Annotated in this window: 22 protein-coding genes; 19 read left to right on the forward strand and 3 right to left on the reverse strand. The window is 45.8% G+C overall.

The features are described from left to right. Window positions 1-5: 5 nt before the first annotated feature. From P0M28_RS10725 to P0M28_RS10735, 3 genes are all read right to left on the reverse strand, one after another. The gene (locus tag P0M28_RS10725) at window positions 6-1,022 is read right to left on the reverse strand and encodes a FecR domain-containing protein (protein WP_302209899.1); all 1,017 of its coding nucleotides are present in this window, start codon (window positions 1,020-1,022) and stop codon (window positions 6-8) included. Between the two features lie 194 nt (window positions 1,023-1,216). Further along, the gene (locus P0M28_RS10730) at window positions 1,217-1,861 is read right to left on the reverse strand and encodes an RNA polymerase sigma factor (protein WP_302209900.1); all 645 of its coding nucleotides are present in this window, start codon (window positions 1,859-1,861) and stop codon (window positions 1,217-1,219) included. Window positions 1,862-2,390: 529 nt separating this feature from the next. After that, the gene (locus P0M28_RS10735) at window positions 2,391-7,157 is read right to left on the reverse strand and encodes a sigma-54-dependent Fis family transcriptional regulator (protein ID WP_302209901.1); all 4,767 of its coding nucleotides are present in this window, start codon (window positions 7,155-7,157) and stop codon (window positions 2,391-2,393) included. A gap of 229 nt (window positions 7,158-7,386) precedes the next feature. Between P0M28_RS10735 and P0M28_RS10740 the strand changes: the two genes are divergently transcribed. The 19 genes from P0M28_RS10740 (at window position 7,387) to P0M28_RS10825 (ending at window position 23,798) form a co-directional block, all read left to right on the forward strand. Then, on the forward strand, window positions 7,387-8,142 hold the full coding sequence (locus P0M28_RS10740) for an AraC family transcriptional regulator (RefSeq protein ID WP_302209902.1): 756 nt from the start codon (window positions 7,387-7,389) through the stop codon (window positions 8,140-8,142). Window positions 8,143-8,362: 220 nt separating this feature from the next. Next, on the forward strand, window positions 8,363-8,899 hold the full coding sequence (locus tag P0M28_RS10745; protein WP_302209903.1) for a hypothetical protein: 537 nt from the start codon (window positions 8,363-8,365) through the stop codon (window positions 8,897-8,899). A 52-nt stretch (window positions 8,900-8,951) separates the two neighbouring features. Then, window positions 8,952-9,428, forward strand: a complete 477-nt coding sequence (locus P0M28_RS10750) for a Dps family protein (protein WP_302209904.1) — start codon at window positions 8,952-8,954, stop codon at window positions 9,426-9,428. A 12-nt stretch (window positions 9,429-9,440) separates the two neighbouring features. Then, window positions 9,441-10,157: a sensor histidine kinase gene (locus tag P0M28_RS10755; RefSeq protein WP_302209905.1), complete on the forward strand. Its 717-nt coding sequence runs from the start codon at window positions 9,441-9,443 to the stop codon at window positions 10,155-10,157. A 148-nt stretch (window positions 10,158-10,305) separates the two neighbouring features. Then, on the forward strand, window positions 10,306-11,076 hold the full coding sequence (locus P0M28_RS10760) for a hypothetical protein (protein ID WP_302209906.1): 771 nt from the start codon (window positions 10,306-10,308) through the stop codon (window positions 11,074-11,076). A gap of 96 nt (window positions 11,077-11,172) precedes the next feature. Continuing rightward, window positions 11,173-11,667, forward strand: coding sequence for a nuclear transport factor 2 family protein (locus P0M28_RS10765; protein WP_302209907.1), 495 nt, complete (start codon window positions 11,173-11,175; stop codon window positions 11,665-11,667). A gap of 164 nt (window positions 11,668-11,831) precedes the next feature. Further along, window positions 11,832-12,257, forward strand: coding sequence for an Hsp20/alpha crystallin family protein (locus tag P0M28_RS10770; RefSeq protein ID WP_302209908.1), 426 nt, complete (start codon window positions 11,832-11,834; stop codon window positions 12,255-12,257). 332 nt (window positions 12,258-12,589) lie between these two features. Then, window positions 12,590-12,994: a nuclear transport factor 2 family protein gene (locus P0M28_RS10775; protein ID WP_302209909.1), complete on the forward strand. Its 405-nt coding sequence runs from the start codon at window positions 12,590-12,592 to the stop codon at window positions 12,992-12,994. Next, complete coding sequence (locus P0M28_RS10780; protein ID WP_302209910.1) at window positions 12,991-13,224, forward strand: hypothetical protein; 234 nt, start codon at window positions 12,991-12,993, stop codon at window positions 13,222-13,224. The genes P0M28_RS10775 and P0M28_RS10780 overlap by 4 nt, the downstream gene beginning before the upstream one ends. 37 nt (window positions 13,225-13,261) lie before the next feature. Next, on the forward strand, window positions 13,262-14,200 hold the full coding sequence (locus P0M28_RS10785) for an NmrA family NAD(P)-binding protein (RefSeq protein WP_302209911.1): 939 nt from the start codon (window positions 13,262-13,264) through the stop codon (window positions 14,198-14,200). Between the two features lie 94 nt (window positions 14,201-14,294). Further along, window positions 14,295-15,167: an NAD-dependent epimerase/dehydratase family protein gene (locus P0M28_RS10790; protein WP_302209912.1), complete on the forward strand. Its 873-nt coding sequence runs from the start codon at window positions 14,295-14,297 to the stop codon at window positions 15,165-15,167. Between the two features lie 14 nt (window positions 15,168-15,181). After that, a complete protein-coding gene (locus P0M28_RS10795) occupies window positions 15,182-16,210 on the forward strand; it encodes a bestrophin family protein (RefSeq protein ID WP_302209913.1) in 1,029 nt (342 codons plus the stop codon). A gap of 9 nt (window positions 16,211-16,219) precedes the next feature. Next, entirely contained in the window at window positions 16,220-16,804 is a 585-nt protein-coding gene (locus P0M28_RS10800) for a carbonic anhydrase (protein ID WP_302209914.1), read from the forward strand. Window positions 16,805-16,867: 63 nt separating this feature from the next. Further along, window positions 16,868-17,560, forward strand: a complete 693-nt coding sequence (locus P0M28_RS10805) for an SDR family oxidoreductase (RefSeq protein ID WP_302209915.1) — start codon at window positions 16,868-16,870, stop codon at window positions 17,558-17,560. Between the two features lie 86 nt (window positions 17,561-17,646). Then, window positions 17,647-17,775, forward strand: coding sequence for an IS1/IS1595 family N-terminal zinc-binding domain-containing protein (locus tag P0M28_RS31255; protein WP_436841397.1), 129 nt, complete (start codon window positions 17,647-17,649; stop codon window positions 17,773-17,775). Window positions 17,776-18,069: 294 nt separating this feature from the next. After that, entirely contained in the window at window positions 18,070-18,315 is a 246-nt protein-coding gene (locus P0M28_RS10810) for a hypothetical protein (protein WP_302209916.1), read from the forward strand. A 205-nt stretch (window positions 18,316-18,520) separates the two neighbouring features. Further along, window positions 18,521-19,165: an RNA polymerase sigma factor gene (locus tag P0M28_RS10815; protein WP_302209917.1), complete on the forward strand. Its 645-nt coding sequence runs from the start codon at window positions 18,521-18,523 to the stop codon at window positions 19,163-19,165. A gap of 146 nt (window positions 19,166-19,311) precedes the next feature. After that, window positions 19,312-20,367, forward strand: a complete 1,056-nt coding sequence (locus P0M28_RS10820; RefSeq protein ID WP_302209918.1) for a FecR domain-containing protein — start codon at window positions 19,312-19,314, stop codon at window positions 20,365-20,367. A gap of 32 nt (window positions 20,368-20,399) precedes the next feature. Beyond that, window positions 20,400-23,798 carry a SusC/RagA family TonB-linked outer membrane protein gene (locus P0M28_RS10825; RefSeq protein ID WP_302209919.1) on the forward strand — a complete coding sequence of 1,133 codons (3,399 nt, stop codon included), beginning with the start codon at window positions 20,400-20,402 and terminating at the stop codon, window positions 23,796-23,798. The last annotated feature ends 12 nt before the right edge of the window (window positions 23,799-23,810 follow it).

Raw genomic sequence — 23,810 nt, forward strand, 5'->3', positions numbered from 1 at the left:
ATTTTTTATTCTTCTTTTTCTGCAATGTTTATCGACTGTCCGGTTCTGGTGAGCCGTACTGATAAGGTAACCTCTATAGCCGTTAGCATAAGGTCCAATCGGTCAGCAGGAAACTGCCCGCTAAAGGTTCGCTGACTTAACGCCGCACTTGATATATTGACTTCTAATCCGTAGTAGTCTTCAATCATCATCGCTATATCCGAGAGGGAGTGGTTATCAAACCAAAAGCGTTGATTCCGCCAGGCGGTGTAGCTGGCGGGTATTAGATGGTCTTTAGTAAGTTGCTGCCCTTCTTTAGAGAAAGTAACCCAGTCACCAGGCTGCATCTCCACCTCTGATACATCCTCATCCAAGGAAAGTTTTACTTTACCACTGTGCAGCCCCACTTGCGTCTCTCCTCGGCGGGAGAGCACATTAAACTCCGTACCGACTACACGAACAGCTAACTCACTAGTATGTACAATAAAAGGAATACGCTGTCCGGATGTACCTTCGTGGTGATGAATATCAAAAAAGGCTTCTCCTTCCAGCCACACCTCTCGCTTTTCATTCCAGTGGTGGCTAACCCGAAGCGTAGAGTTGGCGTTTAGCTCTACCGTACTTTGGTCGGACAGTAAAATGGTCCGGGTTGTTCCGTACTCCACAGTGTAGACGGTTTCGGCCGATCTTTCCCACCATAAGTAGGCGACCACTATTAGTGCCAGCGAGGCAGCAATACCCGTTGTCCATCTCCAAGCTCTACCAATAGAAGAACTCTGTGAGGTAGTAGCCGGAATAGGAAGCGAGCGTTGCTGGCGAATCTGATGCCAGATTTGATCTTTTTCTTCAGTACTGACGGAGTACTCTTTAAACTGAATTGCTAAAAGTACAGAGCGCGCTTCTGCTACCTCCGTTTGTTTTTCTGGATGTTCAGCTAACCAGTTTTTCCAAAAACGGTCACTGACTTGATCCGGTTGATAAACCCACCTGCGAAAGTAGTCGTCTTCAATAAACGCTTGAACCGAAAAATCTTGATAGCGCATGAACATAGGTTGATACTAGCCTCTACTTATACAAAGGAAGCCAATATCAAATCCGCCCTACTTACCCGAAAAAATAATCAAATTTTTACAATTCGATCATAAATAAGCGGTTATCATTATTACTATTACAAAGAGATGAGTATAATACTATAAATATAGTACCTCAGTAGTGGAGCTGTTTATAGTGAGTTGTGTTAAGTTGATCCGAATAACCAATCTAACAAAACAACCATCCCCAGAAAAAAGGGAAAAGTGATGCTTTTGCGAAGAGTTTGTAGTGCTTTACCTACCAAGTTCCGGGCGGTCTTAACCTCTATTGTGAGCAAATCAGCAATTTGCGGATAAGTCAAGCTCTCGTAAAATAATAAAAAAATCACCTCTCGTTGGCGAGGAGATAAAGCATTAACGGCTTGTTGTATTTTTTCTTTACTTTCAGTTGCCCTTTGAGAAGAAATGATATTCTCTTCGATAGATGAAACAATCTCAAATGGGGGAGTTTGTGCTACTAGTTGTTGGCGTTTACGTAATTTTTTTTCCGAGCGGGCAATACTCCGCTTTAGCGACTTAAAAAGATAGTATTTAATAGAACTGGTATCACTTAACTCTTTTTTAGATTGCCATAGCGTTATAAATACTTCCTGAACGCAGTCCTTGACTTGTTCCCGGTTTGGACAAAACTGCCGGCCGTAATTATATAGCACCGGAAAGTAGGTAGTATATATATAGTGGTAGGCTTCTTCATTGCCCTGCTTAAAGTTAGTCCAAATCTGAGTATCAGAAAGCGTTTGTGAAGTTTGAAGGGATTCTGTGTTAGGTTGAGTAAATGGTAAAGCCGACATATGGCTGATTTTTATAATGCACAGCTTGAAGCTTTTAAAATATAGTCTCTTACAAAGTAGCTATTTTTTTTAAATTCTCAACTATTGCCCATAAATACCATTGAAATGAGAGATTTTCATCTATCTTCTCTCCCTTTTACTTTACTATTACCACTGCTTTAAGAGCTTGTAGGGCACGTACTGGTACACGCTCAGATAGCTCACGTAAGCTTCCACGCTCTCTCCGTATTAGATAGGCGCGTTCACCCCTTCGGGATACCCCATTGCTCATGTGAGCCGTAAGGGCACTGGCTATTGTACTGATTGTATTGTGTGGAGATGGGCATAAATGGCGGAATATCTACCACCTGACGCTTAGAGACAAGATGGACGGGCTGACTTTGAAGCCCATGGCCACATCGCCGGCAGTAATGCGGAATTTATCGTTCATTATCCACAATTAGGGATTTTTCCCGTAACTTTAAACTCTCTCTATGGGTTCCTGAGTAGTTACTAAAATCTAACCGCGCTCTAAGCGATTGATTTTTGATCAGGCTTCTTTCCCAATCACCATTTGCTTGGTGATGCCCGCGCGCCGCATACGGTACTCGAGGGTAGAGGGGGGCACTCCTAGCACCTCGGCCGCTCCGTGTTTTCCACTGATTTTGCCCTGGCATCGCTTCAAGGTTTCAAAGATAAGTTCGGTCTCCGCTTCCTGTAGGGTTTTAAACATAAAAGCGTGCTCCTGCTTAGCTGTCGTTTGCCGGGCACGATCCAATGCCAACTGCAGCGGCTTGCCCGATTCGGAAAGTAGCACTGAGCGCTCTATGACCTGCTCTAGCTCCCGTACATTGCCCGGCCAGGGATAACTGTTTAATAAATTTGCTGAGGCTTTCGTAATGCCCTTCAATCGCTTCCCGGTTTTATGCTCGTATTTCTTTAGAAAATAGTCGGCTAACGCTTCTATATCTTCGCCGCGTTCTCGCAGCGGCGGAAGCTCAATGGGAAAGATACTGAGGCGGAAGTAGAGATCCGACCGAAAATTTCCTTCCTTGACTTCCTCTTCCAGGTTACGGTTAGTAGCGGCAATAATTCGGGTGTCGATCCGAATGGTTTTATTTCCTCCCAATCGCTCGAACTCTTTCTCTTGAATCGCCCGTAGTAACTTGGGTTGTAGCTCTAACGGTAGCTCCCCAATTTCATCCAGAAACAAAGTACCTTGGTGGGCTAACTCAAACTTTCCGATACGCTGTGATATGGCACCCGTGAAGGCTCCTTTTTCGTGACCAAACAGCTCCGACTCAATCAACTCTCGGGGGAGTGCCGCGCAATTCACTTTGATCAGGGGCTTGGATTTTCTTTCGGAAGCATTGTGCAAGGCTCGAGCCACCAGTTCTTTTCCCGTACCAGTCTCACCCAGAATCAGTACGGTGGTGTCCGTATTGACCACAATTTTTACTTTTTCAAACACCTGCTGCATAACAGCACTGGTGCCCACCATTTCTTCAAAGTTGTATTGTTGTATTACCTCCTCTTCTAAATAGTTTTTCTCTTCTTTAAGTAGGCGGTTCAAGCGGATTACTTCTTCATACCCCAGTAGCTTTTCCATAGAAAGGACAAAAGACGATTGAATACGTTCGAGAAGTGAGATATGGCGTTCCTGATAAGCACTTGCTTCCTTATGATAAAAAGAAATATAAAACCGCTCATTATTCACAGTCAGTGGGGCTACCATAAAACTGTTCACCCCGAATGCTTCGTGGATTCCTTTTTTTACCGAATCAGTTTTTACGCTTTTTAAGTAGTCTTTAAAAGTACCGATGGTTATATCATCCAATAGCTTATTTTGTACCTGATGTTTAAACGCGTCCTTGTTCAACCCGGTCATCTTCAAAAAGGCAGGAATAGAAATAGAGCGGTATTCATCACTACCTATCCGCTCAAAACCGAAGTTAATATCGTCCATTCTCTTGCCCATCATACCAAAAGAGATTAAATGAAACGGGATAATATTTTGCAGGGCACGAGCCACTAATAGCAGCCGGTCTTCCCAGGTTTTTCCACCATTGAGAGCGTTGATTACGGCGATTTGCAGCACTTTTTCCCGTTCGCGCTGTTGGACTTCCTCACTGGCCAGTGATTTTTCCAGCGATTGCGCAAAAGAAGGGGCAATACGCTTGAACATCTCAACGTGTTTCTGATGATAGCTGTTTGATTTTTTACTGTTGATATAGATATAAAAAGGCGCATTGTCTACTTGCATGCGTACTGCCAGCACGCTTTTTAGACCCAGTAATTCCAATGACTTTTTACGAATGGGGTTGAGGTACTGTCCTGATTCAGCGTGCTCCTTTATTTCTAAAATAAAGGGCAGTTGGCCTTCCTCTTCCTTTAGTACTTTTTCAAAAGCTTTCAGGTTCAAATTAGTCTTGTTCAGAAAATCCATGAGGGTCACTTTCCGGTATTCACCAGGGTCTGTTTTTTCAAAACCAGTAGAGATCTCGTACATTCCTTCCTTCGCATAATGGAAACCGATGAAATCAGCCGGGAAAATTTGACTGAGTACGTGCGCAAATTTTTTCTGTCGGCTTTCCCAGTTCGTTTCTTTGTTCAGGCTGTCAATCAGGGCAATCTGCACGCTCTTTTCTAGGTGGCTTTGCTGTATCGCTTCATTGGCCAACACATTGCTTACGGCTATCGATAGTTGTTCAGAGATGGCTTGGAACAGCGGAAAGTCTTTTTCGGTGTAAAACCCTTTTTGCTTTGACCAGAAGCAGAGCATGCCGACGACCTCCCCACCTTGCTTCATAGGGCCACCCAATATTTGAGTAAGCCCCTCTTCTTTCAGCCTTTTGTAATGCGGATGACCTGGATATTCCTCCATCAGGGAGTCTAATGACTTCGTTAGTGGTCCGTGCTCCATAAAATGATCAATACCCGGATCGCGATCTAACCACCCCTCCACGTAATAGTCTAAAAATATCCCAAACTGCTCATCAACAGCCAAATCTCGCTGGTACTTTCGGGTTTCATCGTAGACAAATACGCCGAGGTCATCGAACGGAAAAATGGGTTTGATATTTTCTACGATGGTTCTGAACAGATCCTTACGGTCTTTAATAGCAGCAACCGCTTCGCTAATGTCCAGTAGCGTTTCTTTGAATTGCTTTTCTTCAACTAATTGTTCGTTGGCAATAATATTGTTCAACGCCACGCTTAACTGATCACAGATAGATTTGAATTGAGGCAGGGATTGATCAAAAAAATCTTCGGTTTTACTCCAGAAATAGAGTAAGCCGATAGTTTGACCCCCGTGATTGAGAGCCGCACCGATGACACTTTTAAAATTACGTATCTCAGGGTTTTGAAAATGGGGATGATCCAGTTTTTCATAAATATCGGCTCCCATTACAATAAGCTTGTGATCTATGACATGTTTACTTGCCCCAGTGATAGGCATCCAACCTCCAAGCCCGTCTTCCTTGAGTGCGGCATTAATGCCAATATCGTAACAGTAGTCTACCACCAAGTCACGCTCCATTTGCCGATCTAGGTCTAGGTGAAATAAGCCAGCATCATTAAAGGGAAAGACTTGTTGCAAACGGTCGAAGATAGCACGCACCAATTCCGGACCGGTATTGATATTGGCGATGGATTCAGTGATCTTGAGTAGGTTTTCCGTCTTTTGCTTTTCTTCTAAGACCTGCTCGTTGGCCAGAATATTCGCTACTGCAACGGAAATCTGCTCGGCGATTGACTTAAAAAACGTGGTGTGTTTTTCGGTATAGAAATTTTCTTCGGTAGAAGTAAAACAGAGCATACCAAAGATTTTTCCACCAGAAACGAGAGGTCCGCCGATGAGCGATTTCAGGCCCCCTTCTACCATGTACTGGTGTTGCGGATGCGGTGCATTTTTATCCAGTTGCTCTACGGAGATAGCCGTTGGTCCATTTTCCATCAGCCACGCTACTGAGGTGCCTTTGTGCGGGAATAACGTGTGCTTTCCTAGTACTTCTTCTATAAGTCTTTGTGATACTGGTTGGTCAAAAGCCGACGAATCAATAAGCTCATAGTGCATGTCACCGGTGTCATCCAGTGTAAACAATCCAAATTCATTAAAGGGGAATACAGGCTTAATGGTGTCAAAAATGGTTCTGTAGAGCTGTTGGGTGTTATTGACCGAGGCTACGGCTTCGGTAATTTGAAGCAGGGTATTGCTAAAGTTTTTTTCTTCGATCAACTGCTCATTGGCCAGTACATTGCTAACGGCCACAGCCAGTTGGTCGGCAATGGCCTGAAAGAGAAGAAAATGCTTTTCACTGTAAAAGTCTTTTTCCTTATACAGGAAACATAATAGTCCATTAAAATTTGATCCTGATGTAAGTGATCCGGCTATCATCTGTACCAAGCCTTCTGCTTTTATAGCTTCCCACTGGGGGTTAGGGTAGATTTTAGATTGTTCTTCGACATCAAACAGGGCGGGTTGCTTTATGTAGATCCAACTCTTTGGATTATGGCCTGCGTAGGGCCATGGTCCCAAAAGGTTAGAACGGGCAGCGCTATCCTGCAAAGTATCCAGTGTTCCCTCATCCAGTATTTCCCAAAAAATATCTTTTTCTTTATCGATGACAAAAAGACCAGCATGGTCGAAAGGAAAAATAGATCGTACGTGGTCGAAAATAACTTTCAATAACTCCGGGCGGCTGTATGTTTTAGCCACTTCTCGCGTGATGCGGAAAAGCATATCCTTAAACTGCTTTTCTTCCAGCAGTTGTTCATTAGCCAATATATTACTCACCACTATGGCAAGTTGATCACTAATACTTTTAAAAAGCGGGAAATCGCTTGTTCTAAAATTTCCACTATTGAGTGAGTTCAGACAAAATATACCAAGGGTTTTCCCTTGTACCCGAAGAGGGGCAACTAAGCTTTCTTCAAAACCAATTTTTTTGAGTACAGGTACCTGGGGATAATTGGGAAACTTCTCAAATAAATCCCTAAAGTTCAAAACTTGAACATCATTGGTTTCAACCAGCTGCTCCAGCATCCATCCTACTGCACTCTCCTGATGAGGTATTTTATCGGGCTGGTTTTCAAAATGATGAATATTCGCTTCGGAAGGGCTTATCTCGGGCATGGTTGCGGCCCAATCTATATGGTAGTTTTCTTCCTCGTTGATAACAAACAGTCCTACGTCATAGAATTGAAATGCAGGCTGGAGCTTCTCCACGATTGTTTTAAGCAGTTGCTTTTTATCAGCTACTGAGGCAATAGCCATATTAACATCCAGTAGCAATTGATAATCCTTCTTATCCATAGACTTAATGTACATTTATTTAGGTGCGTATTGGACACCCCCATTATTGGGTATAAAAATTTGAGAACTCTCAACTATTGGGGAGTATTGTAAGAACCCCCGAGCAGGCAATTGGTTATATGATTGTATTTAAATAGCTTAATATCAACAATTTACTTATGATTGTTGATCTTTCGTATTCATCGGCACCGCAGTTGATTTAGCACGAGTAAATCAACTGCTGTTTGCTATGGATAAGCTAGGAACAATATCATTGGTAGAAGAAATCTATAAACACCCCTCGCAGGTGCCTATTCACCGAAACCCGGTGCTGTTGGTAATTACGTACTTCGACATAAATCAGAGTACCCAACAGAACTTTTTCTTTCGCTTTCGTCACGATCACCACTCGCGAAGCAGTCCGCTGCTCTTGGGCACCGAAAACGGAAGTTGTGGGGAGTACCTTTGTCAACCTGGCCCGTCATTAGTATTCAAGGAGCTTGGGTGCCTCACCGATACCCTGAGTTGCCTGATCTCCATTCATTTGGTGAAAGAGCTCCGAGCCAACGGACACGCCGATGTCAACCACGTACATCATATGGCCATCTCGCTGATGAGCTATCTGATGAAAAAATATCAGGATTTCAAACTCCGGGAGCAGCAAAATAATACGGGGGGCATTGCACCCTTTCGCCTTCGCAAGATCGAGGAGTACGTCCTCAACCATATCTCTTCGCCCATTGCAATTGCCGAACTGGCCGAGATTGCGGGCACCAGTGTTTACTATTTCGTTCGCATGTTTAAGCAGTCAACTGGAGAAACGCCTCACCAGTACATTGCCCGTCACAAAATTAATCGGGCTAAGGAGCTACTCACCCAAACGGATATGAAGATTATTCAAATTGGTTTGGAGGTGGGCTTTGACGATCCGGGACACTTTACCCGGGTGTTCAAGCGGCTCTTGGGGGTAACCCCATCAGGTTTTCGTAAGGTGCTACGAACGTGAGAGTGCCAATATCAACGGAGTAGGCTAACGCTGAAGATATAGTGCAATAAATACCCATCTCAACAAAATAGTCTCAGAACATCGCTGGGAAGATCGCTTCTTTTGCTTAAGTAACCTGCTTACGGGTACCATGAACCTAAGGGATCATTTACAACCCAACAGCACTATTAAAAAATTTAACAAAAGAAATTCAATTGTAACATTTAAAACAATTCACGCTATGAAAATGGTAGTTCAAAAATTCTCGAAGGAGCAACTCGTCAGAAACTGGACAGTAATAGGCACTGTGTTACTGGTAGCGTCAGTAGCTCAACCCATTGTATCATCTTTTCTGAGCGACATTCCGCCTGAGGAGCTTCTGTCGCCTATGACCACCATGATGAACGGTCGCCCTATGCCCGAAGAGGTCACCTCACTATTTGCCGGGGTGTTTTCTAACATTGAGTTTTCTTTGGCGTTCGCCGCGCTGAAATTGCTATTGGGATCATCCATTCTTTTAGCCGTTCGCTCGCTGGAAAAATCATCCTGGGCTAAGAAAATCCTTGAAGGGGCTTCTATTTTTGGGATAGCCGCTTTTGTTGGCATTGGCCTTTTCTTCGTTTATTCTTCATTTGTAATTGCCAGTGTTATGGAAATTCCGGTGGTAATGACAATAGCCATGAGTTTGATGGGCCTCGTGGTAGCCTACTTTCCCGCCCGGTGGCTCTGGGGAAATTACGTTAGCCTTCGGCAGCAACCACTGGTGGCCGTCTCTTAACGCCAATAACACCTTGGTTCATATTATTGATACATAGCACAACCCTATTATTATGGAAACTACCGACATTGGTATTCACGACACCAACCGCGAAAGCGTAGCGTATCTGCTTAATATGCTACTGGCCGACGAGCATATACTGTATCTCAAAACCCGAAATTATCACTGGAATGTGAAGGGAATGCACTTTCAGTCGCTGCACGGATTTTTTGAAACTCAGTACCAGGAACTGGAAGAAATGATTGACCAAATTGCGGAGCGAATCCGGGCCATTGGTCACTACGCTACGGCCGCCATGAAGGACTACGTGAAACTAGCTCGCCTGCTGGAAACTAATCACGTAGACGGCTCAGCCGAAACCATGCTTCGTAATCTCCTGCAAGACCACGAAACGATTATCCGTATCCTACGGAAAGACCTGGTAGAAGAGGCAGATAAATACCGCGACGTGGGCACCAGCGACTTCGTGACCGGCCTTATGGAACGACACGAAAAAATGGCCTGGATGATTCGCTCGTATCTGGGATAAAGCAACAGATAGATGAAGAAGAATCAAAATATCCGGAAGCACCAGTATATGCACGATCTGCGTAACGTAATCGGCAGTATACTTTCCCTAAGTGACTTATACAGCCAGGAAGTTGACCGACAGGCTGTCGGTTTGTCTATTGACTACCCTAACCTGATTCGTAGCCAGTGCCAACAAGCCCGAGAACTGATGGACTGCTTCTGTGAGGAACAGCAAAGCAACGAAGTGTCGCAGTTCTCGCCAACAGCAAAATTGCAGCTCCGCCCCCGCAACCTAGTCGCTTACCTTTCGAAAAAAACGGCTCTGCTGCGAGCTACTACTGCCCGGCACAAGCTGTATTTTTCGTCCGTATTGCCCAATGGCTCTCTGCTCGTCAATATAGATCCGGTGCAGTTCGACCGCATCTTACTCAATCTGCTTTCTAACGCGGTAAAATTTACGCCCGAGGGGGGAAAGATTGAGCTATTAGCCGAACGTCAAAACGATCAGATCAGCGTACGGATGAGCGATACCGGGGTAGGAATGAATGCGGCCATGCTACGGCATCTGTTTCTCCGATATACCAAAGCGGCTCGTTCCGGTCTGCGTAACGAACCCTCTCAAGGGCTAGGCTTATATATTGTCCGCCAGCTTGTAGCGCAACACGGCGGCACTATCTCGGTAGCTAGCCAGCCTAACCAAGGTTCCTGTTTTGAAATACTGCTCCCTGCTCTTGAGTCGCAAAACTAGTATTGTAGTCGAAGTAACCCTAAAGGACGTTGGAAACCCCACCGCGAACGTGACGGTAAGCTAAGAACACCTCGGGAATCACCGTACAAGGGAGCTTCGATTGACCGTTATTTTTCACTTTTTATTATCAACTTTTATTCTAAAAACTATGAAACGATTTGTTTATTTTACGTTACTCATGGCCATTGCTTGGTCTGAAAGCACCGCTCAAACCTACGATTCTACCAGCGGTTGGAGGCACTCTTTTTACATGGGCATCTCCACTCAACTCATTGACATTGATGGGCTGAATGTAGCTCTTGAAGAAGCGCAGCTTGCTGAATTAAACCCAACCATGCTTGGGTTTTCGGTGGGCACCGCCATACGCCAGCGGAATCAAAACTCTTATGCTACCGGCGTACTGTCCTACATGATGCTTGCAGATGATCATTCTGACGACCTGCGGAGCAGCCAGATCAACTACTTGGATTTTTCAGTTTCCGGTCAATATGATATTATAGCCAACCCGAAATGGCTGGCCTATCCCTACCTGAGTGTCGGAACCGGAATTGGGTTTCTCAGTGTCTCGGAGGTATCCGGTGAGGCATCGTTTGAGAGTGGACTTAGCAATTTGGGGACAGACGACCTAGACATCAAGCGATATAATACCGGTTTTATGATTAACGGTGGCTTAGGTGTAGGGGCAGAACGCCAAGTCCTCCTGCCTGGCATCCGAAGTTTCGTTGGGCTTAGTGCTGGGTATGAGATCAGCAGTAGCGAAAAATGGCAACTGCGTAGCACCTCACGCTATTTGGAAGATAGCCCAGCGTTCCAAACCAGTGGCTGGTTATTTGAGCTTAGATTTCGGGTAGAATACGATCCTTCTTCTAAACGAGACACGTTTGGAAAATCCCGTGGCCCGTTCAAGTTCTTCCAGTAATCCTTGCTTACCTACAAAATCAATGACCCGACAAGGTAAGCGGAACACGGGAGAGTGCTCGTTTACCAACCTTCACCTACAATATTTTACCTGACTATGGAAACCTTACAAGAGACTCTTGACAAGATTGAGATATTTCAGCTGGCCTATAAGTTTGCTGATGCTGCCAACCGAAAAGATGGTAAGATGTTTCAGTGCCTTTGGGACCACCAGCAAGCGGTGTGGATCATTGGCCCGCCAATCAATGCCTTGTTCAGTGGCCGCGAGCAAATGGGAACCTCGTTAGTTCAGATGCTCAACCGATGGGAATTTTTCGTTCAGATGGTCTCTGGGGGCGTTGTGGAAGTGCACGGTAGGGAGGCTTATGCCCGCTTTTATATCCACGAAGTGGCAAACTCAAGGGAGAGCCAGGGAAACAATAATTTATCGATGTACGAGGATGAACTGATTAAGAAGGATGGTTTTTGGTTCTTTACCAAACGAACCTACCATACGATCTTCCAGTCCGCCGAACGGCAAGTGGGTGAAGTAATTGGCGTTCCTGAAGTACCCAACTGGATACGGACTGCTTCCCTGGCTAGCCGCCAATGACCCGGAAAGCGCAAGAATGTCCGAGAAAGAGTCACTTATTTGAAGTTTATTAGAGAATATTCTGATAAACTTCTAAGGTGCATGACGACACGAACCTCGGGGGTAAATAATTATCAGAATAAGGTTTATTGAGTAAAGAAACATAACTAACAAAATCTAATAGTATGGCTATTCTTGTAAGAAACACGATTTCGCCCTCTTGGAGCGACCGGTTGAATCAGTTGATGCTTCATGACCCAATGTGGAAGAAAATGCATCCTGACCGTATTTCACCTCCTGCCAACATCGTTACGCAAGAAGATCGTTACGAGGTTGAGCTTTCTATTCCTGGCATGAATAAAGAAGACCTAGAAATTTATGTAGATCACGACGTTCTACATATCTCCGGTAATCATCAGGAAGAAGCATCCGCCGACCGAAAGTACGCGCACCAGGAATTTGTGCGAACCTCCTTCCATCGCTCATTTACGCTACCGGCTAACTTGGAAGATAACCAAGTTGAAGCTCACTACGACCAAGGAGTGCTTCGGGTAGTTTTATACAAAAAGGAGACTCACCACCACGAAAGAAAAAAAATTGAAATTCAGTAGGCCGGGGGTGGTTCTAACTTTATGAAATTGCTTAGCTAATTTTCGCACCAGCTATTTCTTTAGTAAAACAATGGCCGATGCGCTGGCGGGTGGATTTCAGCGGGTGATTCTTACGCTTGATCGCTTCCAGCAAGCCTCTGCAAGCCACCCTAGAACCCATGAAATTACCCGGGCGGGACATACCTAACGTAGATATTTTGAGTCAGTGCTCAGCTATCCGCAACAACGTGCTGTCCTGACAAGATCGTCCCAGCAAGCCCGCCGATTTACCCCTTTCTTTATAACATATTCTTTTAAAACAAAATTAAGCAGTCACTTAATCTATTTTTGCTATGAACGAAACAAATGCCACCGACCAATTGGCCATTATGGCCCTGACCGCCACCTTTGAACGCGCCTTCGATCTGGGAGACCACGACCTGCATATGAGCACCTGGCACGACGAACTGAAGTTTGAGAGCCAGTTTGGGAATTACGACAACCATCAGGATTACCGCGCTTGGCTGGTTGGCTTCTACGAACAGATGAAAGAACGGGGCGGTACCCGTCACCTGATTACCAACCACGAGATTAGTGTGCAGGGAGACTCTGCCGAAATGATGTGTTACCTGACGATCTTGAGCCAGAGGGAGGTCGTTGTTTTTGCTACCGCCATGTTCGAGGACCGGCTGGTCAAGGTAGACGGGCAGTGGAAGTTTACCCACCGAAAGCTTCATGTTGACCAACAGTTTCCGTGAAGTACTCAGTCAACATCCGCAGTACGAGAACATTTGCTAGCCAGGATGAGAAACAAGCGTGGCTTGACCGTCTGCAACAGATTGCCGAAAAGTACCAAGACACGCTAGAAATTAAGCTGATAACCAGTGAAGAGAACGACGCCCCTTCTACGGTGAGCGTTGTTCTCTCCCCAAAAATCGAACAAGACCGTAGCTACTCTCCTGCCCGACTATGCCAGGATAATCAGTAGAAGATAATTGTACCTATCAGCAAAAATTCGCCAAAAAATGACTAATAAGAAAATAGTACTAGCCGGAGCCACCGGCCAACTCGGCAGCCTAATTGCCGCAGAATTATTGAAAGACCCTCACATCACGTTAGAAGTACTCTCTCGTCAGCATTCGGAACAGACCGATGTGCTTGCCCGGCAGGGAGCTACCATTCACGTGACCGACTACACCGACTTGCATCCAATAAAGTCCGCTTTTGAGGGTACCTTTAGTGTAATATCAGCCTTGCAGGGTGACGAATCAGTCATTGTAGATGCTCAACTGAGGCTGTACCAGCAAGTCATTGAAGCCGGATGCCAATGCTTTATTCCTTCTGATTATTCCTTTAACCTCTTTGCGTTGGAGAAAGGAGAAAACTGGCTATCCGACATCCGTAGAACATTCGCTCAGCAAGCCACAGCACTCAACGCGCCTACCCAACTGGTACACGTTAACAATGGCTGTTTTTTAGATACCCGAGTACTGTTTGGCTTCCTTGGAGCGGTTGATCTGAAATCCCGCACGGCAAACTATTGGGGCGACGGTCAGTTTCCGCTGGACTTCACCACCTTTGCCGATACAGCGGCCTACACCGCCCAAATGGCTACCGACGAACGAGACATGCCAAATAAATTTTACGTAGTGGGTGATCGGTGTAACTTTCACGAATTGGTAGCCTCGTTAGAAAGAGAAACCGGGCAGGCATTTAAAGTAATCCACAATGGTTCAATGGATGAATTAGATCAAACGATTGCGCGCCGTATTCAGAAAAGCCCGAACAACCTCTTCTCCTTCATACCGCTAATGTACTACCGAGCTATGCTCAACGGCAAGGGAAGTTTACCAACAACTCATAATCATCTGTTTCCCGAAATTCAACCTACGGGAGTAGCAGCGTACATTCGGCATATCGTTCGTCCGTTGGTAGCCTCACCCGCAACAGCAAGCTCGCAGTAAAACAATCAGTGGCAACAAAGTGCAAGTAGGACAAAATTCTCCTGGAATCCGGAGTAGTTTTGCCGGTTCTTGAGAAGAAAATCACCCTAACATTATGAAACTATTAATCACCGGAGCCACCGGCTTTGTCGGACGGCACGTAGCTCAGGCATCATTAGCGAAAGGACATCAGGTAACGGGTATCGTGCGAAGTAGCGACCAGGCAAAAACGCTGAAGGCACAAGACATTGAGTCCGTGGTGAGCGATTTGTCAGAGACTGATTTGCTCCGCCAGCTTACCCGGGCAAGCGATGGGGTAGTCCACGCTGCTGCCGCCAATAGTCCTGATTGGGAAGAAACGAACCATCGAGTGGTCACTACGTTCCTGGATGCGCTTGAGGATACGGGGAAACCACTGGCCATGCAAGGGGGCACCATGGTGTTTGGCGATACCGGAGCCAGCCCGCTGGCGGAAGAAGCGGCTACGTTCAACGGTCCCCCACCCTTGCAAGGCCGCATCGCGCTGGAACGTCAGTTCCTGGAAGCCTCTCAGCGGGGCATTCGCCCTCTCATGATTTACGGAAGTTACGTATACGGTGGCTCAGGAGCTGCTATTCCTTCTATCATGAAAGCCGCCGCCCAATCCAGCGGTTACAGTGCCTACGTAGGTGAAGGGGCTAACGGCTGGGCAAGTGTGCATATTCGCGACTGGGCCGATTTGTTTGTACTCGCCCTGGAAAATCCGCAGGCACAGGGAGCTTACTTTGCGGCTACTGAGGTTAACTCCTTGAAAGAGATTGCTACCATCATAGATGAGGCTACTGAGCAGTCATCGGGCACCCGATCGGTTTCTCCGGAACAGGCGCAAGCATTGTGGAGCTTCTTTTCCCAGCCTTTATCGTTCATGAACCAGCGTTTTTCGGCTGAAAAAGCAATCACTACGCTGGGGTGGCACCCTAAGTATTCACTAGAAGCTTCTACACTGTAATTCCTTGGTTCACTATGTATATCAAAAGAAACTTAAGCCTCGATTTACTGCTACGCTACTCTTGGCCCATACTCACGCCGGCTCTGCTTTGGGCAGCGATGGTGCTATCGGCCTATCACCTGCTGGGGTGGACGTTCCTGAGCTTTAGCTTTCAGCCGATCACGGTCATCGGCATTGCCGTTTCGTTTTTGATTGGCTTCAAGAACAACCAGAGCTACGACCGTTTTTGGGAAGGACGTAAAATCTGGGGAGCCATTGTCAACTATAGCCGTACCTGGGCCAATCAGGTGCTTCATTTGGTGACCAACCTGGAAAACAGTGCTATTGCTAAAGAAGAATTGGCTCACCACCATCAGGTATTAATTCATCGGCACATCGCCTGGCTACACGCTTTACGCATTCAACTGCGCCAGCCTGTTTCATTTTCGCTGAAGGAAAATAAGCTGGTAGAACAATTTATGGATCGTCATCGGAATAATGAGTTGATCTGCGAGACAATCGCACCCTACATTAGCGAAACTGAGGTAGAAGAAGTGCGTCACCGTCGCAATGTGGCTACCCATCTGGTTAAAAACCAGGGAAGGTACCTTCGGGCATTGCGAAAAGAAGGCTTGGTTAACGGATTCGACTTGTTAATGCTGATGAAGTGTCTGGAAGAGTGTTACAATTTTCAGGGCCGGTGCGAACGTATCAAGAACACGCCTTTTCCCCGGCAGTATGCCTTCTTTGGCAAAGTGTTTACGTATATTTTCGTATTACTGCTTCCTCTTGGCTTACTGGATGTTTTCATCGGTTCATCGGCTACAGCCTCGCCAATGCCCAGCATAGATATTTTTCTATTCTTAATTGTCTCAGTGCTGACCACTTGGATATTCTTGACCTGGGAGCTGGTGGGCAACAACAGCGAAGACCCTTTTGAAAACCGCAGTAGCGATGTTCCGATGACGGCACTCACCCGAACCATTGAAATCGATTTGCGAGATATGCTCGATGAGTCGGAGCTTCCCGAAAAGCTACAGCCGAAGGACAATATTCTTTACTAAACCCTAATCATGATGGCTATCACCTGCGTTGACGCTTACCGAACGTTAAGAAAAGGAAATGAAAACTACGTTACCGGACAATCTACTCACCCCAATACGGATATTAGTGCTCGGGAGAAAGTGGTAGACGGACAACATCCGTTCGCGGTTGTGCTCTGCTGCTCTGATTCTCGGGTAGTCCCCGAACTCATCTTTGATACCGGCATCGGCGACCTGTTCGTCATTCGGGTAGCAGGTAATGTGCTCGATGATGCCATCATTGCTAGCATTGAGTACGCAGTTGCTAACCTAGGCTCCTCACTGGTCGTGGTGCTCGGACACGAAAAGTGCGGAGCAGTGACCGCAGCGGTTAACCAAGTAGCAGGAGGGCACTTGATTGCGCTGACTGATAAGATTAACCCGGCTATTGATCAAGCGCAGCAGCAGGATGGTGATTTGGTCGACAACAGCATTCGCCAGAATGCCATCAATATGGCCGAACAACTACAGAAATCAGCCCCGGTGCTTCGCCCTCAATACGAAGCAAAAACGCTAAAAATACTGCCCGCTTACTACGCCCTGACCACGGGAAAAGTCGCCTTCCTCAAAGGTTAGTTATGATCTACCGCCTCTATCTATTGATTACTTTCAGGCGAAGACTTTGATACTACATACGCAATGAAATTACAAGATAAAACAGTGGTTGTGGGGGGAGGCACCGGGGCGGTAGGCGAAGGCATTGTGAAAGCTTTACTATCGCACGGTGCGACGGTCATCGTTCCAGCGCGTTCATCCGAGAAGGAAGAAAAACTGCGACAATACGTTGCTCCAGTCAACACTGGCTCGCTAGCCACTTACGCGTACGATATTGGGCAAATTGATCAGGCCGAAGCGTTCCGCGAAGTAGTACTTCGCGCATTTGGTCGTATTGATATGGTGGTAGCTAGCTTGGGCGGCTGGTCAATGGGCTACGACTTGGTGGATACGCCCCTGGCAATGTGGAACAATGTGCTGCATAATAATTTGACCACCCACTTTGGGTTCGTGAAAACGTTTATTCCGGTTCTCAAAAAGCAAAACGACGGTTTGTACATCAATATCAACGGAGGGGCGCAGGAAAACATCGCTCCATTGGCTGGGGCTATGACTATCATCTCTTCGGCGCAGAACCGGATGGTAGAAGTATTGCACCACGAAGCAAGGGAAGCCAACTACCGGGTACGATCCGTCGCCGCATTTACGCCCGTTCGCACCCGGGCCCGCGGTAGTGCCGTCGATTCCAGCTGGGTCAGTGCCGAAGACGTAGGAAACCACATAGCGAAACTCTACCTCGGCACAGTTAAGCCCGACCCGGTAGTGTACTTTAGATAAGGATGAAAAAATTAAGAATTTGGCAATGGGGTAGTAAATCGTATTATTGGGTTGACCGCGCGGCGAACCGCCAAAACATCAATAATATGCTCACTTGTCCTCATTGCCCAAGTAGCAAGATCGTAAAGAAGGGATTTACTTCCTACGGAAAGCAAAATTATCTGCCATTCTTGCCAACGCCAAGCCGTAGAAAGAACGGATTCTGTACGTTTTAAGCGGGAAGAAATACTACAGAGTCTGCTACTAGAGTGCATCTCATTACGGGCGATTGCCCGCACGCTAAACGTCAGTCTGGGTTGGGTAGTCAAACGTGCTAAACAATACTGGCAATCGGTTGATAAAGCGCTTCCCGTTGGACGACTAGAACAGCCTGAATTAGCCCTCTATTGCCTAGAGGCGGATGAAATGTGGCGGTCCGCCGCGCGGTCGTTTGTAGGAGCCAAAGACTGTCCCGAATGGATATGGCCACTATGGAATGGCTGGCGATCGAGCGACGTAGTAGACTCGTGGTGGGTTTTCACCTTGGGGGGCGTGACCAAGAAGGGGCCTTTGGTCTGTGGTTAAGTGTTCCTAAAAAGCTCAGAAAGAAGGCATTATGCTTCACCGATGATGGGGAGGCCTATGTGCCTGTGTTCGCTAAAGGCCAACCGGGCGCCGGAGCGCATCAGCGCGAAGGGAAGTGGCAAACTAGGATAATAGAACGTCCGCTCGGCGGTCCGATCAATAATACGGTTCGTCAGCGGTGTGCCCGGTGAGTCCGTAAAACATTATCTTTCTCTAAAAATTGGGAAGATCATTATTTGGCGATCAAATATTTCCTAGTTCACCGGGCGTCGGTCGCTATAATCTTGAGAGGTTGGCAAAAAAACCATCCTTATGTTGAATACACTACCATCTTTTGTACTGAGGTTTATTTTAAATATATTACAATCGACAATTGGCTAGTTAATCCCTCTGAACATGGTAGATGGTTCCGACTCCGATCATATCCTCTGGCAGCAGATGCGACAGGGAAACGATTTGGCCTTAGGACATCTTTTCGATCGCTACGTGACAAAGTTGATTAACTACGGTAAGCTTACTACACCAGATACTGGGTTAGTAGAAGATAGTATTCAAGATGTATTCGTTAATCTGTGGACTACCCGAAAGAGTTTAAGCCAAGCAAGCTCAGTTAAAGGCTATTTGTATGCGTCTCTCAGAAGAGTAATCTTACGTAAAATTAACCATCAAAAAACAGAAAATAGCCTTCCTAATCAGTTAGATTCTTGGGGCGCGGTTGAAGACTCTTACGAACAATGGATTATCAAGCAGCAAAAGAAGAGTGCTACTCAACAGGCGGTTGCTCAACTGTTACAAACACTTACACCTCAGCAGAAGAAGGTGATCTACCTAAAATTTTACGAGCAACTTACTTACGAAGAAATAGCCAATACCCTTCAGCTCAATATTAAAACTGTTTATAACATTGTATCCTCCGCACTACAGCGATTACAAAAGGCTCTAAACGAGACCCCCTCACTAAATACTGCTCTCTTTGAGGCAGGCTCATGGTTAGGATTATTCACACTATTGGAGCAAAGCATTAGCACCATCTGCAATTAAAAAATGCTAATAACTTGCCATATTTATTGCTAGCAAGCATTTATTATAGCTCTGATATTAAAACTATTGTAATCTTCTACTTTTTTTCGCAAAAACCCGTGAAGTTTTCGCTATATGTATCTCTTTAGAGATAAAGAGTATAAGCCTTGCAAAAATACCTTACCTACCAAGCTATTGATTTCGCAAAAGACGAACGCTTTCAGGTGTGGGTACTTTCTAGTTCTTCAGATGAAGATGCTTTTTGGAATAGTTTCTTGCGTCAGTACCCTGAGAAAAAAACAGAAGTTGCGGAAGCTCGAAGAATGGTACTAGCCCTCGGGCAGCCTCATCCGGTAGTGAGTGAAAGTGCCCGTGTACGCATTAAGCAAGGGATTTATCAGCAAATCAAAGAAGTATCTCCGCCTACTGCTAAAAGACAGATTAATCCGTACTGGATTGCGGCGAGCGTACTCTTAGTAGTTGCTGCCTCTGTTTTTCTATTCATTCAGTTGCCCCAAAATAAAGTCCTTTCTACCGGATACGGTGAAAAAAAGGTTGTTACCCTTCCCGATGGCTCAGAAATTACGCTAAAAGCCAACTCTAGATTGCGATACGCTAAAGTGTGGGAGAAGGGCAGTGACCGGGAAGTGTGGCTGGAAGGTGAGGCATTTTTTCACGTAAACCAACAAGAAAGCCAGAGCGACAAAAAGACAAGGGGTTCTTCGAATTATACCTCGTTCGTAGTTCATGCAGACAAAGGAATTGATATCAGTGTGCTGGGAACCGAGTTTAACGTTTCCTCACGAAGTGAGGAGGCAGAAGTTGCGCTTAAATCAGGGCGAGTACGCCTTGAATTTCAGCAAAATCAGCAAGCGCGAACACTACTAATGAAACCTGGTGACCTAGTTGAAATCAAGCATGAAGATCATCAAGTACTCCATAAGCAAATAGATATTGACGATGAATCGGCCTGGAAGGAGAATATGCTGGTTTTTGATGCAATTACCCTAGCTGAAGTTGCCCAAAAGCTAAAATACACTTACGGAGTCGATATTGTGTTTCAGAACGAAAGCCTGGCGGAGCGTAAGTTTAAGGGCTTTATGCCTTCAGATAATTTGGAGGTTTTACTGGATGCCTTCCGAGACCTATACGGAATACAAATAGACCGTCACGAAAATCAAATTATTTTTTCTACTAAACCATCAGCCGATATGATAGAGTAGTAAAACCAACTAATCATTAATTCAAAACGCTTATGAGAAACATAATACAAACTTGTATTTGGGTGGGTATGGTATGCCTAATAAGCCCTCCTCTTTTTTCCCAACCCTTGGCATCCGCTCAAGCTATTTCCTTGAGGCAAGAAAACCCAACGAGGTCACCAAATCAAAATATACGTGAACTTACTGATGTTTTAAGCGACCTTCAACGGCAGTATAATGTATTGTTTAACTATGAACCCAATGTTGTTGAAGGGATGCAAGTGAAAGATATGCCACTGGCTGTAGCAACGGATAGTACCAGCAGTATGGAGTACCTACTATCAAATTATCTTACACCGCTGAAATTAGATTATAAGAAAATCAGGGAAAACTATTATATCATCGTTCCCAGGCAGAATACCGGAGTACCTAAAGTAGATAAAAAACCCTTAGAAACCTCTGATGCTTCTCTAGCATCCCTCCAACGTACGTATAAACCTACTCAGCAGCTAGACCCGGTAGCAACGGCTGAGAAAATAATTACTGGGGTAGTTACTGATTTGGTAAGCAATGAACCGCTACCCGGTGTTAACATATTAGTAAAAGGCACAACAAACGGTACGGTAACCGATGCCGATGGAAATTACCGTCTGGTAGTAAGTGACAATGCTGTTTCGTTAATTTTCTCATTTATAGGATATACTAGCGAAGAGGTTATCATTAATGGGCGTAGTACCATTGATATGTCTTTAGCACCCGATATTCAGGCATTATCAGAAGTGGTGGTGGTTGGTTACGGCGAGCAATCACGACAAAACATAACCGGAGCAGTAGCCGAGGTAGAAGTGGAGTCTATCAAAAATTCTCCCAATACTAACGTTACCCAAGCCCTTAGAGGCCGGGTGGCCGGAGTACAGTTTCAAGACAATGGCCGTCCCGGACAGGGAGGCGCACTCGTGGTGCGGGGACGATCGTCTATCACCGCTAGTAATGCGCCCCTCGTGGTCGTAGATGGGGTATTCTTCAACGGTTCGCTGGCAGATATTAATCCGAATGATGTGGAGTCGATGGAGGTACTAAAAGACGCCAGTGCTTCGGCAATCTACGGGGCGCGAGCAGCCAACGGCGTGATCTTGGTTACCACGAAGAAAGGGATTTCGCCCAAACCCTCGATTTCCCTCAATGCGTACTACGGGGTATCCACGTGGACCAAGAAGCTTAACTTGCTTACTCCTGAACGATACATTGAAAAGACTCTCGATTGGCGAAGAGCCACTGATCAGCCCGCTGATCCTAATGACATTGAAAGCTATCTGGAGAACAACGAAATAGAGAACTTTAGAAACGGCACTACTATTGATCCGTGGGATGAGGTGTCTCAAGATGCTTCTATTCAGTCGTACGACCTGAGCGTCTCGGGGAAACTGGAAAACACCAATTACTATTTCTCCGTGGCCTACACCGACGAGGAAGGCCTGATTTACGGAGATAATGCCCAACGGATTGCGTTACGTTCTAACTTACAGGTCAGCTTAAACTCTTGGCTCAACGTGGGGATGACGGCTCAGTTTACCCACCGGGATCTATCAGGCGTGGAGGCTGATTTGGGTAATGCGTACTACCTAAGTCCCTACGGGAAAATGTACTTTAACGGCGACCGCAGTGACCCAGTGCCCTTCCCCAGTAACGAGACACTCAATGTCAACCCGATGTTTGCGGCTATTTTTGATGACAATGAAGAGAAATACAATAACCTCTTTGCCAACTTTTTTGCCACCATTGACTTTCCCTTTCTTGAGGGATTGAGCTATCGCCTAAATGCCTCGCCTAACTTACGCTGGTCGCACGAATATAATTTCACTCCCAGTTACCAAAGTGAAGAGTTCTTGAGGCAGTCGTCCGCCTCCAAAGTAAATCGGCAGAATTTTGATTGGGTAGTGGAAAATATTTTAAAGTATGAGTTTAACGTTGATGAGATACACGATTTTGACGTAACATTCTTATACGGTCGTAACCAGTTTAATGCTGACAGTACGCTAGCTAATGGCAATTTCTTGTTAAGTAATGCTACGGGCTGGGATAATTTGAGCTTAGCTGAAGTACAAACGATAGCTTCGGAAAGAACCCAGTTGGATCAAATCTCTATTATGGGTCGGCTAAACTACCGATTAATGAACAAGTATCTTTTTACACTGACGGCCAGAAGGGATGGCTCTTCGGTATTTGGAGCTGATAACAAATGGGGTACTTTTCCTTCAGCCGCCGTAGCGTGGATCGCCAGCGAAGAAAACTTTTTGCAAAATATAGCCCAAGTCAATTATCTGAAAGTTCGTGCATCCTACGGTAGAATCGGAAACCAAGGGTTGAATCCTTATTCGTCGCTTAACCGTATGGGATTAGTTCAATACGTATTCGGTAATAAGAGTCCTACTTACGTTGGTTTGCAGCCCACCCAAATGGGTAACCCTGAACTAGGTTGGGAAACTTCTACCTCCGCTAACGTGGCTGTGGAGTTTGGGGTACTGAATAACCGTATTTCTGGTACCGTAGAACTTTATAGAACTGATACTGAGGACCTGCTGTTAAATCGGGCTATCCCCGAATTGAATGGTTTCAACAGCGTTCTCCAGAATGTTGGAGAAACCCGAAACCAAGGCATTGAGATTTCTTTGAGCACTACGAACGTTCAGTCAGAAGATTTTCAGTGGAGCTCCGATGTAGTATTCACCAGTAATCGCAATGAAATCGTATCCTTGTACGGATTTGATGCTGATGAGGACGGTGTAGAAGATGATGACATCTCTAACAATTGGTTTATCGGTGAACCCGTACTGGTAGAGTTCGGCTACGTTTTCGACGGGATTTGGCAAGAGGGCGACGAAATACCCTTCCCATTCATACCCGGAGATGTAAGGGTGAAGGACGTAAATAGCGATGGAGAATTTGATACGGATGACCGAACAATCGTAGACCAACGAGAGCCCCAGTTTACTTGGGGGTTGAATAATCGCTTTACGTACCGGAACTTTGAGTTTTCGTTTTTTGTAAACGGTCAGCACGGCTTCTCGCGTTGGTTTCAACCCCTTGATCCTTCTAACGCTGGAGATAATTTTCCCGACCGGGCTCTTAATATGTTAGATGAAGGCGACGGATGGTGGACCCCCGAAAACCGATCGAATACGCGCCCGGCACTTAACTTCCGAAATTCGCTGCAACAACGCCTTTACGCCGCCCGTGACTTTGTGCGTATTCAGGATGTTTCTCTTTCTTACACCTTTGAGCAGTCTTTTTTAGATCGGTTAAACCTGTCTAATTTAAAGGTATACCTAAGTGGTCGGAATCTAGCTACTTTTACCGACTGGCCCGGCTGGGATCCTGAAATAGGTTCACCTACCGACGAGGGCTTCCCCGCCGCTCGTACTTTCGTCGCTGGTTTTAATCTTAGTTTCTAACGTAGACTTTCT

It is taken from the genome of Tunicatimonas pelagia (assembly GCF_030506325.1).
Taxonomy (GTDB): Bacteria; Bacteroidota; Bacteroidia; order Cytophagales; family Cyclobacteriaceae; genus Tunicatimonas; species Tunicatimonas pelagia.

Coding starts and splice junctions, on each gene's coding strand:
- P0M28_RS10795 (WP_302209913.1), top strand. CDS start 15,182: ATGTATATCAAAAGAAACTTAAGCCTCGATTTACTGCTACGCTACTCT.
- P0M28_RS31255 (WP_436841397.1), top strand. CDS start 17,647: ATGCTCACTTGTCCTCATTGCCCAAGTAGCAAGATCGTAAAGAAGGGA.
- P0M28_RS10765 (WP_302209907.1), top strand. CDS start 11,173: ATGGAAACCTTACAAGAGACTCTTGACAAGATTGAGATATTTCAGCTG.
- P0M28_RS10770 (WP_302209908.1), top strand. CDS start 11,832: ATGGCTATTCTTGTAAGAAACACGATTTCGCCCTCTTGGAGCGACCGG.
- P0M28_RS10750 (WP_302209904.1), top strand. CDS start 8,952: ATGGAAACTACCGACATTGGTATTCACGACACCAACCGCGAAAGCGTA.
- P0M28_RS10735 (WP_302209901.1), bottom strand. CDS start 7,157: ATGGATAAGAAGGATTATCAATTGCTACTGGATGTTAATATGGCTATT.
- P0M28_RS10745 (WP_302209903.1), top strand. CDS start 8,363: ATGAAAATGGTAGTTCAAAAATTCTCGAAGGAGCAACTCGTCAGAAAC.
- P0M28_RS10790 (WP_302209912.1), top strand. CDS start 14,295: ATGAAACTATTAATCACCGGAGCCACCGGCTTTGTCGGACGGCACGTA.
- P0M28_RS10760 (WP_302209906.1), top strand. CDS start 10,306: ATGAAACGATTTGTTTATTTTACGTTACTCATGGCCATTGCTTGGTCT.
- P0M28_RS10805 (WP_302209915.1), top strand. CDS start 16,868: ATGAAATTACAAGATAAAACAGTGGTTGTGGGGGGAGGCACCGGGGCG.
- P0M28_RS10730 (WP_302209900.1), bottom strand. CDS start 1,861: ATGTCGGCTTTACCATTTACTCAACCTAACACAGAATCCCTTCAAACT.
- P0M28_RS10755 (WP_302209905.1), top strand. CDS start 9,441: ATGAAGAAGAATCAAAATATCCGGAAGCACCAGTATATGCACGATCTG.
- P0M28_RS10725 (WP_302209899.1), bottom strand. CDS start 1,022: ATGCGCTATCAAGATTTTTCGGTTCAAGCGTTTATTGAAGACGACTAC.
- P0M28_RS10740 (WP_302209902.1), top strand. CDS start 7,387: ATGGATAAGCTAGGAACAATATCATTGGTAGAAGAAATCTATAAACAC.
- P0M28_RS10800 (WP_302209914.1), top strand. CDS start 16,220: ATGATGGCTATCACCTGCGTTGACGCTTACCGAACGTTAAGAAAAGGA.
- P0M28_RS10785 (WP_302209911.1), top strand. CDS start 13,262: ATGACTAATAAGAAAATAGTACTAGCCGGAGCCACCGGCCAACTCGGC.
- P0M28_RS10825 (WP_302209919.1), top strand. CDS start 20,400: ATGAGAAACATAATACAAACTTGTATTTGGGTGGGTATGGTATGCCTA.
- P0M28_RS10775 (WP_302209909.1), top strand. CDS start 12,590: ATGAACGAAACAAATGCCACCGACCAATTGGCCATTATGGCCCTGACC.
- P0M28_RS10815 (WP_302209917.1), top strand. CDS start 18,521: ATGGTAGATGGTTCCGACTCCGATCATATCCTCTGGCAGCAGATGCGA.